Origin of the sequence: Pseudomonas sp. TMW22091 (assembly GCF_022496705.1) — a bacterium.
GTDB classification, from domain to species: Bacteria; Pseudomonadota; Gammaproteobacteria; order Pseudomonadales; family Pseudomonadaceae; genus Aquipseudomonas; species Aquipseudomonas saxonica.
On the sequence record NZ_SCFI01000008.1, the window covers coordinates 207,295 to 219,967 of the forward strand.

General features: G+C 57.5%; 11 protein-coding genes. 8 read left to right on the top strand and 3 right to left on the bottom strand.

What is annotated here, in order from left to right; all coding sequences use genetic code 11:
• The gene (locus EQV93_RS16525) at positions 1–1,209 is read left to right on the top strand and encodes an acetyl-CoA C-acyltransferase (protein WP_122783667.1); all 1,209 of its coding nucleotides are present in this window, start codon (positions 1–3) and stop codon (positions 1,207–1,209) included.
• A 94-nt stretch (positions 1,210–1,303) separates the two neighbouring features.
• Positions 1,304–2,659, top strand: a complete 1,356-nt coding sequence (locus EQV93_RS16530; RefSeq protein WP_240891950.1) for an MATE family efflux transporter — start codon at positions 1,304–1,306, stop codon at positions 2,657–2,659.
• Between the two features lie 28 nt (positions 2,660–2,687).
• Here EQV93_RS16530 and EQV93_RS16535 read toward each other — a convergent pair whose 3' ends face one another.
• Entirely contained in the window at positions 2,688–3,401 is a 714-nt protein-coding gene (locus EQV93_RS16535) for an HPP family protein (RefSeq protein WP_122783644.1), read from the bottom strand.
• A 217-nt stretch (positions 3,402–3,618) separates the two neighbouring features.
• Entirely contained in the window at positions 3,619–3,897 is a 279-nt protein-coding gene (locus tag EQV93_RS16540) for a type VI secretion system contractile sheath small subunit (protein ID WP_122783643.1), read from the bottom strand.
• Positions 3,898–4,779: 882 nt separating this feature from the next.
• On the opposite strand from EQV93_RS16540, the gene EQV93_RS16545 reads away from it, so the two are divergent.
• The 3 genes from EQV93_RS16545 to EQV93_RS16555 all read left to right on the top strand — a co-directional run bounded on the left by EQV93_RS16545 (position 4,780) and on the right by EQV93_RS16555 (position 7,124).
• Positions 4,780–5,184 carry a TraR/DksA family transcriptional regulator gene (locus tag EQV93_RS16545; protein ID WP_122783642.1) on the top strand — a complete coding sequence of 135 codons (405 nt, stop codon included), beginning with the start codon at positions 4,780–4,782 and terminating at the stop codon, positions 5,182–5,184.
• Positions 5,185–5,435: 251 nt separating this feature from the next.
• Entirely contained in the window at positions 5,436–6,785 is a 1,350-nt protein-coding gene (locus EQV93_RS16550; protein WP_240891951.1) for a phospholipase effector Tle1 domain-containing protein, read from the top strand.
• A gap of 120 nt (positions 6,786–6,905) precedes the next feature.
• Positions 6,906–7,124 (top strand): hypothetical protein, encoded by a 219-nt coding sequence (locus EQV93_RS16555; RefSeq protein WP_122783640.1) that lies wholly within the window; start codon positions 6,906–6,908, stop codon positions 7,122–7,124.
• A gap of 18 nt (positions 7,125–7,142) precedes the next feature.
• Here the strand turns inward: EQV93_RS16555 and EQV93_RS16560 are convergent, their stop codons facing one another.
• Entirely contained in the window at positions 7,143–7,373 is a 231-nt protein-coding gene (locus EQV93_RS16560) for a hypothetical protein (RefSeq protein WP_122783639.1), read from the bottom strand.
• Between the two features lie 464 nt (positions 7,374–7,837).
• Here EQV93_RS16560 and EQV93_RS16565 point away from each other — a divergent pair, with 464 nt between their 5' ends.
• The 3 genes from EQV93_RS16565 (at position 7,838) to EQV93_RS16575 (ending at position 12,597) form a co-directional block, all read left to right on the top strand.
• The gene (locus EQV93_RS16565) at positions 7,838–8,308 is read left to right on the top strand and encodes a hypothetical protein (RefSeq protein ID WP_199750909.1); all 471 of its coding nucleotides are present in this window, start codon (positions 7,838–7,840) and stop codon (positions 8,306–8,308) included.
• A 372-nt stretch (positions 8,309–8,680) separates the two neighbouring features.
• The gene (locus tag EQV93_RS16570) at positions 8,681–11,119 is read left to right on the top strand and encodes an efflux RND transporter permease subunit (protein WP_240891952.1); all 2,439 of its coding nucleotides are present in this window, start codon (positions 8,681–8,683) and stop codon (positions 11,117–11,119) included.
• A gap of 95 nt (positions 11,120–11,214) precedes the next feature.
• Positions 11,215–12,597: a DUF1329 domain-containing protein gene (locus tag EQV93_RS16575; RefSeq protein ID WP_240891953.1), complete on the top strand. Its 1,383-nt coding sequence runs from the start codon at positions 11,215–11,217 to the stop codon at positions 12,595–12,597.
• Positions 12,598–12,673: the final 76 nt, after the last annotated feature.

Consider the following 12,673-nt stretch of genomic DNA (forward strand, 5'->3'; position numbering starts at 1 on the left):
ATGAATTTGAATGACGTTGTGATCGTCTCCACGGCCCGTACGGCCCTGACCAAATCCTTCCGTGGCTCGTTCAACGACACCGAAGCCCCGGTGCTCGGTGGCCATGTGGTGCGTGCGGTGGTTGAGCGAGCGGGCATCGAGCCTGGCTCGGTCGAGGACGTGATCATGGGCGCTGCGGCGCAACAAGGCACCCAGGGCTACAACATTGGCCGTTTGTGCGCCAATACCGGCGGCTTGCCAAACACTGTACCGGGCATGGCCATTGACCGTATGTGCGCCTCGGGGTTGATGAGTATCGGTGTGGCGGCCAAGGGCATCATGACCGGCGAAATGTCGATTGCGGTCGCGGGCGGTGTCGAGTCGCTGTCATTGACTCAAAATAAATACAAAAACACCTACCGGGCGCAGTCCGAAGCGGTGCTCGCGTGCATGCCTACGGCGTATATCCCGATGCTCGAAACTGCCGAGATTGTGGCTCGACGCTACAACATCAGCCGTGAGGTGCAGGATCAGTACTCGCTGCAAAGCCAGCAGCGTACGGCTGCCGCACAGGCCGCCGGGTTGTTTGCCGAGGAGATTGTGCCCTTGGCCGCGCGCAAGCTGTGCTTTGACAAGGAAGGCAAACCCAGTGGCCATGAAGAGGTGGTGGCCGACCGTGACGAGTGCAATCGCCCCTCGACCACCCTTGAAGACCTGGCCGCGTTGAAACCTGTGTGGAAAGACGGCAAATGGGTGCAGCAGGGCGAGTTCATCACCGCTGGCAACGCTTCGCAATTCTCCGATGGCGCTGCCGCCGTATTGTTGATGAGCCGCGCCGAGGCCAAGCAGCGTGGGATCGAAGCGCTGGGCACTTATCGCGGGATCGCGGTCAGTGGTTGTGCGCCGGAAGAAATGGGCATTGGGCCGGTGTTTGCCATCCCCAAATTGCTCAAGCGCTTTGGCCTGACGGTGTCGGACATCGACCTGTGGGAGATCAACGAAGCGTTCGCCTGCCAAGTGGTGTACTGCCGCGACTTTTTGCAGATTCCCAATGACCGCCTGAACGTCAACGGCGGGGCGATTTCCATTGGCCACCCGTTCGGTATGTCCGGGGCGCGAATGGTCGGCCACAGCCTGCTGGAAGGACGGCGCCGGGGCGCGCGGTTTGTCGTGGTAGCCATGTGCATTGGCGGCGGCATGGGCGCTGCGGGGTTGTTTGAGCTGAGTTGAGGAGGTGGTCGCGGCCATCGCGGCACCCTTAAGAGATTTATTTCAAACTTTTACGGTATAACGGCCCATGCGTTTTTTCTAAGGGCGATCCGTTATGCAAACACCTTCACAACGGCCGCTGTGGAAGATCTACCTGATCTTCCTCGCGCCGATGGTGCTGTCCAACTTCCTGCAAAGCTTTTCAGGGACGCTTAATGGGATTTATGTCGGGCAATTGCTCGGCACTCAGGCACTGGCGGCTGTGTCGGGGATGTTTCCCATCGTGTTTTTCTTTATCGCCCTGGTGATTGGTCTCGGCGCCGGTGCGTCGGTGTTGATCGGTCAGGCATGGGGGGCGGGGGAAACGTCGCTGGTGAAAAAAGTCACCGGGGCCACGTTGACCTTGGGCGCGATCATCGGGCTGGTGGCGGCGGTACTGGGCAGCTTTTTGGCTCGCCCTGCACTGCAGGGGCTGGGCACTCCGATAGACGTGCTGGAAGACGCCGTGGCCTATGCGCGGGTGATGATGCTGATCATGCCGCTCTTGCTGGTGTTTATTCTGTTCACGCAACTGTTAAGGGGCATCAGTGACACGATTTCGCCCTTGCTGGCGTTGATCGTGTCGACGGCAGTAGGCCTGTTACTGACCCCGGCGTTGATCCTCGGCTGGTTGGGTATCGCGCCCATGGGCATCCAAAGCGCGGCATTGGCCGGGCTGGTGGGCAATGCCCTGGCGATGGGTTTTTTGGTGCTGCGTCTGCGCCATAAACGCAGTGCGATGGCGCCGGATCGGGAACTCTTTGCGGCGTTGCGTCTGGACTGGACCATTTTGAGCAAAGTCTTGCGCATCGGCTTGCCGACCGGGGTGCAGATGGTGGTGCTGTCGCTTTCCGAGCTGGTGATTCTGGCATTGGTCAACAGCCATGGCTCATCCGCCACGGCGGCCTACGGTGCGGTCACGCAGATCGTCAATTATGTGCAGTTCCCGGCGTTGTCGATTGCCATCACGGCGTCGATTCTGGGGGCACAAGCGATCGGGTCAGGGCACGTGGAGCGTATCGGCCCGATCCTGCGCACCGGTCTGCTGATCAATCTTTGCCTGACCGGTGCGCTGGTGCTGTTGGGTTATGGATTGTCCAACTGGCTGCTGGGGCTGTTCATCACCGACGTAGATGCGCTGATCAGGGCAGAACACCTTTTGCACATCATGCTCTGGAGCATTCTGGTGTTTGGCTTTCAAGCCGTCATCGGTGGGATCATGCGAGCCAGTGGCGTGGTAGTGGTGCCTATGGGTATCACACTGTTTTGTGTGCTGTGCATCGAATTACCTGTGGCCTACGCGCTGGATGCCCATTTTGGCCTTCAAGGGGTGTGGATGGCGTTCCCTGTGACCTATATCGCCATGCTGATTCTGCAAACCCTGTATTACCGGCTGGTGTGGAGGCACAAGCAGATTCAGCGCCTGATTTAACCGGCCCCTGATGCAGAGGCCGTTTTTATCAGCTTGGGCCTTGAGTGAAGACCTCTGTGACACTCCGCCGACGAGCGTTCTGTTCGCTGGCTTTGATCAAGGCTTCAAGGTCTTCAGGGGTTACATCGATAAAGGCCTCCATTTGCTCCAGGGCTTTTTGCAAGTCCTGTGCAGTGATCCCCGGATCTCCGGCAGCGGCCTGAGCCGCGGGGGCGGCGGTTTCAGATTTTTTCGGGTAGCGCACCCGTGTCAGGTTGTTATAGGCCATTGCCGCTACCAGCATGCACGCAGCCGCAAGCATCACCGGTTCCAGTACGGCCCAGCCCAGGCTGGCACTGGCCGGGTCCGCCAGCACGATCAGCAGGCTCAGCGCCCCGGCAGGCGGGTGCAGACACCGCAACAGGCACATGGCTATCAGGCTCACGCCCGCTGCCAGACACGCGCTGTTCAGGTCGCGCCCTAAAAAGTGCACCACCACCAAGGACACCAGCGTGGCACAGAAATAGCCGCCCAGAATTGACCAGGGCTGCGCCAGCGCGCCTGAAGAGACGGCAAACAACAATATTGCTGATGCCCCCAATGGGCCGATCAAGTGCATAGCGACCGGCAGGCCGAAAAAAAGGCTACAGACCCAGACACTCAGCAGGGTGCCCAGGGATACGCCGATGGCAGCGCGGCTCCATTCGGTAGGTCGGGTATGGGTAGAAGCAGGCAACAGCCGGCTGATCCAGCGGGTTTGCATGGTGATGAGAATCCGGTTTTGATGGGCGTAAAGATGAAAAAAGGGCTTGGCGGGTGTCCCGGCAAGCCCTTGAAATGTCCCTTCATGTGGGGGAGGAACGCGTGAAGTCTGCCCAATGCCCAGCCAATCTGCAAATTCATAATAATGAGCTTTAACTGCATTATTTTTGAGCTTAAGCCGCCTTTCATCCGTTCACGATGATGTGATGCACCTAAAACTAGGGAGGCGTTGCCGACACGTGATTGGGGTTCTCAGACGCCAATTTGCCCAGCACGCGCTCATAGACCTCGTTGTTTAACAGTCGTCCCTCGATAACGTCGCGCAAGCTTTCGTTATTGGCCAAGGGGACCTTGAGCATCAACAATGCATCGCGCAGCTTGACCAGTCTGCTCAGTTCCGGGGCGTCTATCGGATCGGGGCAGTCTGGCGTCGGGGCTGCGCCACACACGTCGGGTTCAAGTGCAGGCTTAGTCTGGGCAAACAAAGAATAACTCATCGTGTCGTGCTCCCTAAGTAAGGCTATTTGGACAATACCGGGCAGTGGCCAGGGGAAAAGTGTCAACCAAACAGTCAGTGCTTTGTTGGCAAAATATCCATGGGCTGATCGGTATTTGGGCTATCTGAGGGGGTGGTTCAGATCTGGACTCTCAACTGTATGGGGGCAGAGCTCGTGAATGCCGTTCATCGCGATACAAACAGTGACATATCGGGCATTTACTTGGCTTGGGATCTGGGATTTGTGCAAACGATTGTAAAGGGCCCGGCCACCTCAGTCTTGTCAGTCAATGCGTAACTATCAATAAGATTTACGGAGATGTTCGTGGGATTATTCAGCGTGAAAAGGAGGAGTTTTGAAGGGCTTAATTCGTACACCGGCTAAGGCGAATTCGGTACTTCAAGGGATGTAATTTTTTACGCCCAAGTACGCTCAGGTAATAAAGTGAAGTATTTTTTCGCAGGTGTAATGGCTCACGGTCAATGGGCTCCTGTCGCCAATGCCTACTTATAGAGGGGTGTCATTGACTGGAACAGGCCATTTCGGCTGCAGGGCCTGGAAAAATGAAAGATGGCAGATGGGTATCCGTTTCAGCAGAATCCGAGGGGCTCCAAGGGATGAATACGTTCATGGAGGGAATTTCTTGCTGCGATCGCACTCCATTAGCGCCGGCGGAGCCCTTTTTTATCGCTTTTAAGGTTTTGCTGGACAAATAGATGTCATTTCAGTTGCTGAGTCGATAACTCGGCCTTAGACTGCCGCCCCTCGTAAATTGAGTGCCGGGTGGCGCTTGAAACAGATGGCACCTGACGGGTTGGGGCGAATATCGGTCAGAACGCTCCCCAGTTCGCCTTAATGCACGTATTTTTTATAGAGAAATCAATGACAAAGGATAAGTTGCTGGCCATGCCGGCGGATGACTACATGAATGCCGAGCAACATGCTTTTTTCAGCGAGCTGTTGCAAAACATGAAGGTTGAAACCCACGAGCGTATCGAGCAGAACCGTATCGCGATTGAAAGCCTGGATACCCCGGCCGACCCTGCGGACGCTGCTTCGGTAGAAGAAGAGCGCACCTGGCTGGTGAACTCTATCGATCGTGATCAACGTATGCTGCCTCAGTTGGAGCAAGCGCTGGAGCGCATTAAAGAAGACAGCTTCGGCTGGTGCGATGACAGCGGCGAAGCCATTGGCCTTAAGCGCCTGCTGATCAGCCCGACCACCAAGTACTGCATCGAAGCTCAAGAGCGTCACGAGCAAATCGACAAGCACCAGCGTCAGGCCTAAGCGCCAGCGGAGGTGTTCTCAATGGTTTTGCGCAGCGCGCAAACTGAATGAGAACACCTCTGACGTTCTCGTAACCCGAGTGGTTTCGGTTTTTGCCCCACGCGACAGTCATTCGTACTGTTGTTCAGCACCCCCTCGCAGTAATCCGTGCACATACAATCTTAGGGTCTTGAACTGGTCGCTGGTGCTGAGCACCCTTATATTTGGCCGCGCATTTGTGCGTGCAACTGAATAAGAAGAGGGCAGCATTCATGGGCAATTCCAGCAACACGGGATGTGTGTTGCGTGTCGGTATCTTTTTTGACGGGACGGCGAATAACACCTTCAACAGTCAACTGGGCCAAGCGCTTAAAGCGCAGGGCCTGAGGGTTGACGAGGGCAGCAGCTATGAGGGCATTGCCACTAATATTGCCCGGTTGCATCAGTGTTACCCGGTGCAATCATCCTTTGATACCACGGGCAAGGCCGTCACTTCGCTGTATGTCAGCGGCATTGGCACCACCACCGGCAAGGCGGATACACGCTTTCCGGCGCAGACCTATGGGCGCGGCAGCACGGGTGTGCTGGGCAAGGCAGGGGAGGCTCAGGCACAACTGAATCAGTGCCTGACAACGTTCGTGCAGGCGCTGGCGCCTCACACCCTGAGCCGCTTGCAACTGGATATTTTTGGTTTCAGTCGAGGTGCAGCAGCGGCCCGACATTTCATTAATCAAATCAACGCGACTGATTTCGCAGAGCACTTTGCGCTGGCGGACGACTTTACGTGCGAGGTCTGTTTTGTCGGGCTGTTCGATACCGTCGCTGCCATGGGTGGGCTGGCCGATTTGGGCGATATAGGCGACGACATCAATCCGGGGCTTAACCTGTATCTGGGCCCAGAGTGCGCGCATCAGGTGGTGCAGCTCTGTGCCAGAGACGAACAGCGGAGAAATTTCGCACTGAGCCGAATTGCGCCACAGTGGCCGCAGGATATAGCCCTGCCGGGTGTGCACGCCGATGTGGGCGGCGGTTACCCGATGGAGATGGCGGAGCAGGTGTATCTGACCCGTTGGCACACCAATCTGGTCAGCCCTTCGACGCCACTCACCATGACCCGTGCGTGGGCGGTTGCCGAGACCGACCTGGCTGACTGGCAGCGTCAAGACTTGCTGGACCCCCAGGACCCGAATCCGCTGCTGGAGATACGCAGCGAGTCACACCCCACCGGCTCTCGCCAAGACCCGATGCAGCGTGTGCAGGCAGCAGTCTTCATGCAGCGCCGGGTATTGGGTCATTTGTCGCGGGTGTACCTGCGGATCATGCACGGGTTGGCTTGCGATCAGGGGGTGCCGTTGCGCGCATTGACCGTCGCCGAGGCTGATATACCCGACGAACTGTCAGCAATCGCCGTCAGCCTTGAGGCTCAGGTGCGTACGGGCGTTATTGAACTCAGCGCTGATCAGGAGCGTCTGTTGCGCCAACGCTATATTCATTGCTCGGCCAACTGGAATGCGGGCGTGGGCATGGGGACGGGGGTGATGGATCAGGCTTTTTTCAATAGGCCACGTGAGGGCGGGCGCTCGGTGTTCGATCAGCCAATACCGCAAAGTGGATGGGCCTGAGGCAGGGATTGTTACCGCTGATGCAATTGAGCTATGCCACAGATAGCTTTTTCCGGGAAGTGTTAGTCACTAGAATGGCCAACATCGTTAGGTGACTAACTAATTGCTGGAGAATTCATCATGCCTTATCAGGTTGATGTAGCGGTCATGATTGGCAGCGGTGTTCCCAAAACCTTGCGCGAGGCGGGTAAAAAAGCCTGCTGGGTAGTTTTGGTCAATGGTGAGCAGCGCGGCACGGCTTTTTCTACGCGCCTTGAAGCTGAAGAGTGCCGCGCAGCATGGCTTGCGCAGCTGGGGAGCCAGCACAGGGCCTATGCGGGTAATGCCCGGCACGCCTGAGCCAGCTCATCACAGGGGTCAAGCGTTGAGGGCACCTGCATCGACTGCGCTTTTCAACGCCAGGGCGGATTCAAGGCCCGCTGCTTTGGCGCCATCGGCGGTCTTGAACCAGCGATCCTTCTCGACCTGGTGGTAAGTGACCGTGGAGAGCGGAGGTTTGGCCCGCATCACGATCACGGCCTGAAACTCACCTTCGACTTCTCTGACGTCTCCGTGGATGAAAAACTCGCCAATATCAAATTCCGTCACGTGTCACGTTCCCTTATAGGTAATGGAGCCCGGCGAACCCGGCTTCATGGGCCAAGTCGATTTTTTGGCGAGTATGGCAGTAGTTGATGATCTGTGGCGCAGTTAACTGACCGGTGTGACGTAAGCCTCACCATTTGAGGCGTTAATACGCCAAAAAAGTTAGAAATCCTCGACAGCTGTGAGGATGTTTATACCCAACTCCGAGCATGGCCGGTAGAATGCCGTCCCGACTGATTTTTTTATCCGTTGTATTCGTACAGGTTCAGGCTGAATTCCTTCAGCTTCAGGCGCATAGTTCGCCAGGGTAATCAGAGTACGGATCCTTTAGTCTTGATGTTTCTTGTCTCCCGACTCCAGCAGTCCGGAGTCATTGCTGTACTCGGATTTTTTCATTACGTGGCTGATGCCTTTTTTTGCTGCCTTTTTGTTCAGGCAGTTCCACTTCAGGTTTCGAGGGTTTTTCGTTGGCAGTCAGCAATTTGGAGATGCATGCGTTATTCGTTTTGGGTGACTTGCGGGCTCGGCTGGTAAAGCTGTTCCACTCCCGTTTTGTCTATGTCACCGAGCAAACGGCGGAAGGTATTTACATCGCCGAGATCGATACTGAAACAGCGCTGGTCGTGGATGACAAACCCGGTCTCAAGCTTAAAGTCGGTGATCATTTCAGCGCCGCTGTTTTGCCCAGCCGTGAAGGCGGCAAGTTCGACATCAAGTTTCGCGAAATCAAAATGACCGTTTATGGCATTGGTGACTATGCCTATGTCACTTCGCCTGAGGGTGAAGGCGTTGTCTTCAAGGAAGGTCAGACGGTCATGCTGGTGTTTGCGGCCAACCAGCAGCTTGAAGGCGGTTTGACCAAAACCTTGAAGGCGATTACCAAGAAGGCTGCTACCTGGCCCAAAGGTGTGCTCAAGTTCAAACCCAGCAAAGAATGACCCTGCGCGCCTAGTCGCTGACGAGGGACGACGGCTGCGATTGGCGGCGCAGCCGTCGTAAAACCATCCAGCCAGAGTCTTAGTCCTGCCGCGATGGTCGGGTGTGGGTTCAGATACACCACGCTGTCCCGTCTTGCGAGCGCTTCGCGCTCGATCGCAGCCTTGGTTCCTCGTCAGCGGCTACGAGGTCCGTGTTTTTCCCCTTCAAACAGCCTAAGCCTTATGGACGATGTTCCAGGCACAGCTGCACCTGATGATCACTCCCAATCAGCGCGGAGTGGTTGATCAAGCCGCAAACCAAAAACAATAAAAATCTGCGAGGGATCGTGAGCATGGGCGCCATCGTCTTGTCATTTGCTGTGCGAGGCTGCGATGAAAACTGCGCCTGAACTCACCGCTACGCAGCGTCTGGTCAATCTGTGTGCCGAACGACTGCTCGCCCATCGCAAGCCCCTGCTCGGATTGTTTTTGCTCATCACCCTGGCGCTGGGCTATAGCGCCACCCAAGTACGGCTCGACCCCGGCTTCAACAAGCAGATCCCGGTGCGCCATGCCTACATGCTCAACTTTCTGGATTTCAGCCGGATATTCACCGGTGCCAATCGCTTGTTGGTCAGTGTGCACTGGAAGGGCGAGGGCGATATCTACAACCCCGAGTTCTTGCAAACCCTGCAACAGGTCACGGACGACGTGTTCTATATCTCGGGCGTCAGCCGTCCCAGTGTGACGTCGCTGTTTACCCCCAACGTGCGCTATATCGAAATTACCGAAGACGGCTATGTCGGCGATCTGGTGGTGCCACCGCAATATGCAGCGACGCCCGAGGACTTGCAGCAAGTGCGCAGCAACGCCGCCCGCTCCGGGCAAATCGGCCGCCTGCTGGCCAATGACCTGAAATCGGCGATGGTGACAGCCGACCTACAAGACGTTGACCCCAAGACCGGTCAGCCGGTGGACTATGTGCAAATTGCCCAGCGCCTTGAGGACATTCGAGGCAAGTACAGCAGCGCGGACATTGACATCAATATTGTCGGTTTTGCCAAGCTGGTCGGGGATGTGGTCGAAGGGTTGAACACCGTGATGGGCTTTTTCGCCATCGCCTTTGTGATTACCGGCGTATTGCTGTGGCTGTACTCCCGCTCGTTACGCTTGACGGTGGTGGCCTTGTTGGTCGCCTTGTTGCCGGTCATATGGCTGCTCGGCCTGCTGCCTTTACTGGGCTTGGGGATCGACCCGATGTCGATTCTGGTGCCGTTTCTGATTTTCTCGATTGGCGTGTCCCATGCCGTGCAAATGACCAATGCCTGGAAGCAGCAAGTGCTCGCGGGCAGTGACTCGGTGACGGCCGCCAAGGCGGCATTCAGCACGATATTCATCCCCGGTGCATTGGCGCTGCTGATGAACGCGCTGGGGTTCGGGGTGATCATGCTGATCGACATTCCTATCGTCCATGAGTTAGGCATCACCGCCTGCATCGGTGTGATGCTGATGATCATCACCAATAAAATCATGCTGCCGCTGATCATCGCGCACTTGCGCCTTGAGCCTCGCCTGATGACTGCCCGCGCACGGCTCAACGAGCAGCGTCACCCGCTGTGGTGGCGTTTATCGGCCTTGGCTACTCCCGGCCCGGCCCTGTGGGTGTTTGCTATCAGCCTGTTGTTGCTGGCCGCGGGGGCTTACAAAGCTCGGGATCTGGCCACCGGCGACATCGGCGCCGGTGCCCCCGAGTTGCGCGCAGATTCGCGCTACAACCAGGACAATCACGCGATTATCAGCAGCTACTCCATCGGTCTGGATGTGTTGTCGGTGTTCCTCACCATCAGTGATCGCAGCGAGGCGTGCCTGGACCCTGCCGTGATGCGCGCGGTGGAAGCCTTCGATTTCAACATGCGCGAAGTGCCCGGCGTGCAGTCGGTGCAAAGCGTGGCAGGCATGAGTAAAGAGGTGATTGCCGGCAACAATGAGGGCAACCCGCGCTGGGCTGCCATCCCGGGCTCATCCCAAGGCTTGCAGCAGGGTGCCTACGCCTATTCGCCGGATTCCGGACTGGTCACCGACGGCTGCCAGCAGATGCAGATTCTGGTGTTTTTGACCGACCACGAAGGCGCCACGGTTGCCCACGTGCTTAGCGAAGCCAAACGCATCATTGGCGGCATTCAGGTGCCGGGTGTGAGTTTCAAGCTGGCAGGCGGCAATATCGGGGTGATGGCCGCGTCCAACGAGGCCGTCAAGCAAGCCGAAGTGGTGATGCTGGCCGCTTTGTTTATCTCGGTGGCGCTGTTTTGCCTGCTGACCTTCCGCTCAGTACGCGCCGTGCTGTGCATTCTGGTGCCGCTGGCGATTGTCGCGGTGCTGTGCAATGCCCTAATGGCGCTGCTGGGCATCGGCCTCAAAGTCGCCACCTTGCCGGTCATGGCCTTGGGGGTCGGCGTGGGTGTGGACTACGGCATCTACCTCTATGAGCGCATCGAGCATGAAATGGCCGAGGGCCAGAACCTGCGCGAAGCCTTCTACCGGGCCATGTGCCAACGCGGCACGGCGGCTGTGTTCACCGCTTTGACGATGTCGCTGGGGGTGTGCACCTGGGTGTTTGCCCCGCTCAAATTTCAGGCCGACATGGGCGTACTGCTGGCCTTTATGTTCATGGTTAACGTCCTGGGCGCGATCTTCCTGCTACCGGCGTTGGCCGCCTGGTTCAACCTGGGCAAGCCGCTGGTGGTAGACAAATCACCCGTAGCAGCTGATGCAGGCGGCGTTCGGACGCACCGCGACCGTGAAGCGCTCAACGCATCCATATCGACAGATTGAGTGGTTCGCATCAGGACCGCTTCGCGCTCCAATGCAGCCTTCGGCAGCTGCTACGGGGTTTTGCTTTACCGACAAAAACAACAAGGAGACCCCCCATGCGACGACTCTCTCAGATGGGCGGCTGGCTCTCAGTCGCTCTGGCCTTACACAGTTACAGCGCCTTGACGCTCGCCCAGGCACCCGCTGACCAGATTGCCCGGTTGGGCAAGGATCTGACCTGCGTCGGTGCGCAAAAAGAAGGCAATGCCGAAGGCACCATCCCGGCCTACAGTGGCCAATGGCTGGGCGCGCCGCCCGGCATCAAGTTTGAAGGCACGGGCAAACACCCGATTGACCCGTACCCCAACGAAAAACCTTTGTTTGTGATCACCGCGCAAAATCTCGACCAATACGGCGCGCATTTGTCCGAAGGGCAGAAAGCCCTGTTCAAGCTCTACCCAAGCACCTTCCGTATGCCGATTTACCCCTCGCACCGCGACTTCCGTTTCTCGGACACGGTGTGCCAAGCCACACTGGAAAACGCCTCGGTGGCCAAGTTGGTGGACGATGGCGAAGGGGTCGTGGCACGTACAGGCGGTGTGGCGTTCCCGATCCCGCAAAGCGGCATCGAGTTGCTGAAAAATGCTTCGTTGTTCACCGTGCGGGCCTGGACCGAGGAATACACCTCCGACAACGCTTACGTACTCAAGGGGGGCAATATCAACTGGGGCCGCGTGCACTCGCGCAACCTGGCGCCGGGCCTTGCGCCGGGCAAGATCGGTGACACCACCGGCAACTCTGCCTATTACCTCAACGAAACCCTGCTGCCGCAACGCGACAAAGGTGAAATCAACACCGGCACCGAGTTCTGGAACGACAAGACCGAGCCTCGTCAAAGCTGGCGCTACGACCCCGGCACACGCCGCGTTCGCCAATCACCGGGCTATGGCTTCGACATGGCGTTCCCAGGGTCGGGCGGTTCGATCACGGTCGATGAAGTGCGGATCTTCAACGGCTCAGCACAGCGCTACAACTGGAACATCGTCGGCAAAAAAGAGCTGTACATCCCGTACAACACTGCGCGCTTGCATGCCAACAACCTGCAGTACGCGAACATGCTCACGCCCAACCATATCAACCCAGACAACATGCGCTACGAGCTGCACCGTGTCTGGGTACTGGAAGGTGTGCTCAAACCGGGTAACCGTCACCTGTATGGCAAGCGCACGATGTACATCGACGAAGACACCTGGTTTCCGATCATGGGTGACAACTATGACAACCGTGGCGAGCTGTGGCGCACCTCAATGGTCAACTACTTCTACGCCCCCGAAACCCAGACCTGGCAAGCCGGGGTTGGCCTTTATCACGACTTGAACGCTGGCAGCTATCTGGCCTTCAACCTGATCAACGAACAGCGCGATGGCTACATCCTCAACAAAGGCGGGATCGTCGCGGGTGACTTCGGCCCCGAAGCCGCTCGCCGCGCAGGCAAATAACCCCGCTGCGCAGCGTCATGACTGCCACAGGCACAGCCTGTGCGCAGTCGGCGGCGCACCGCAAGGCATGAGCACA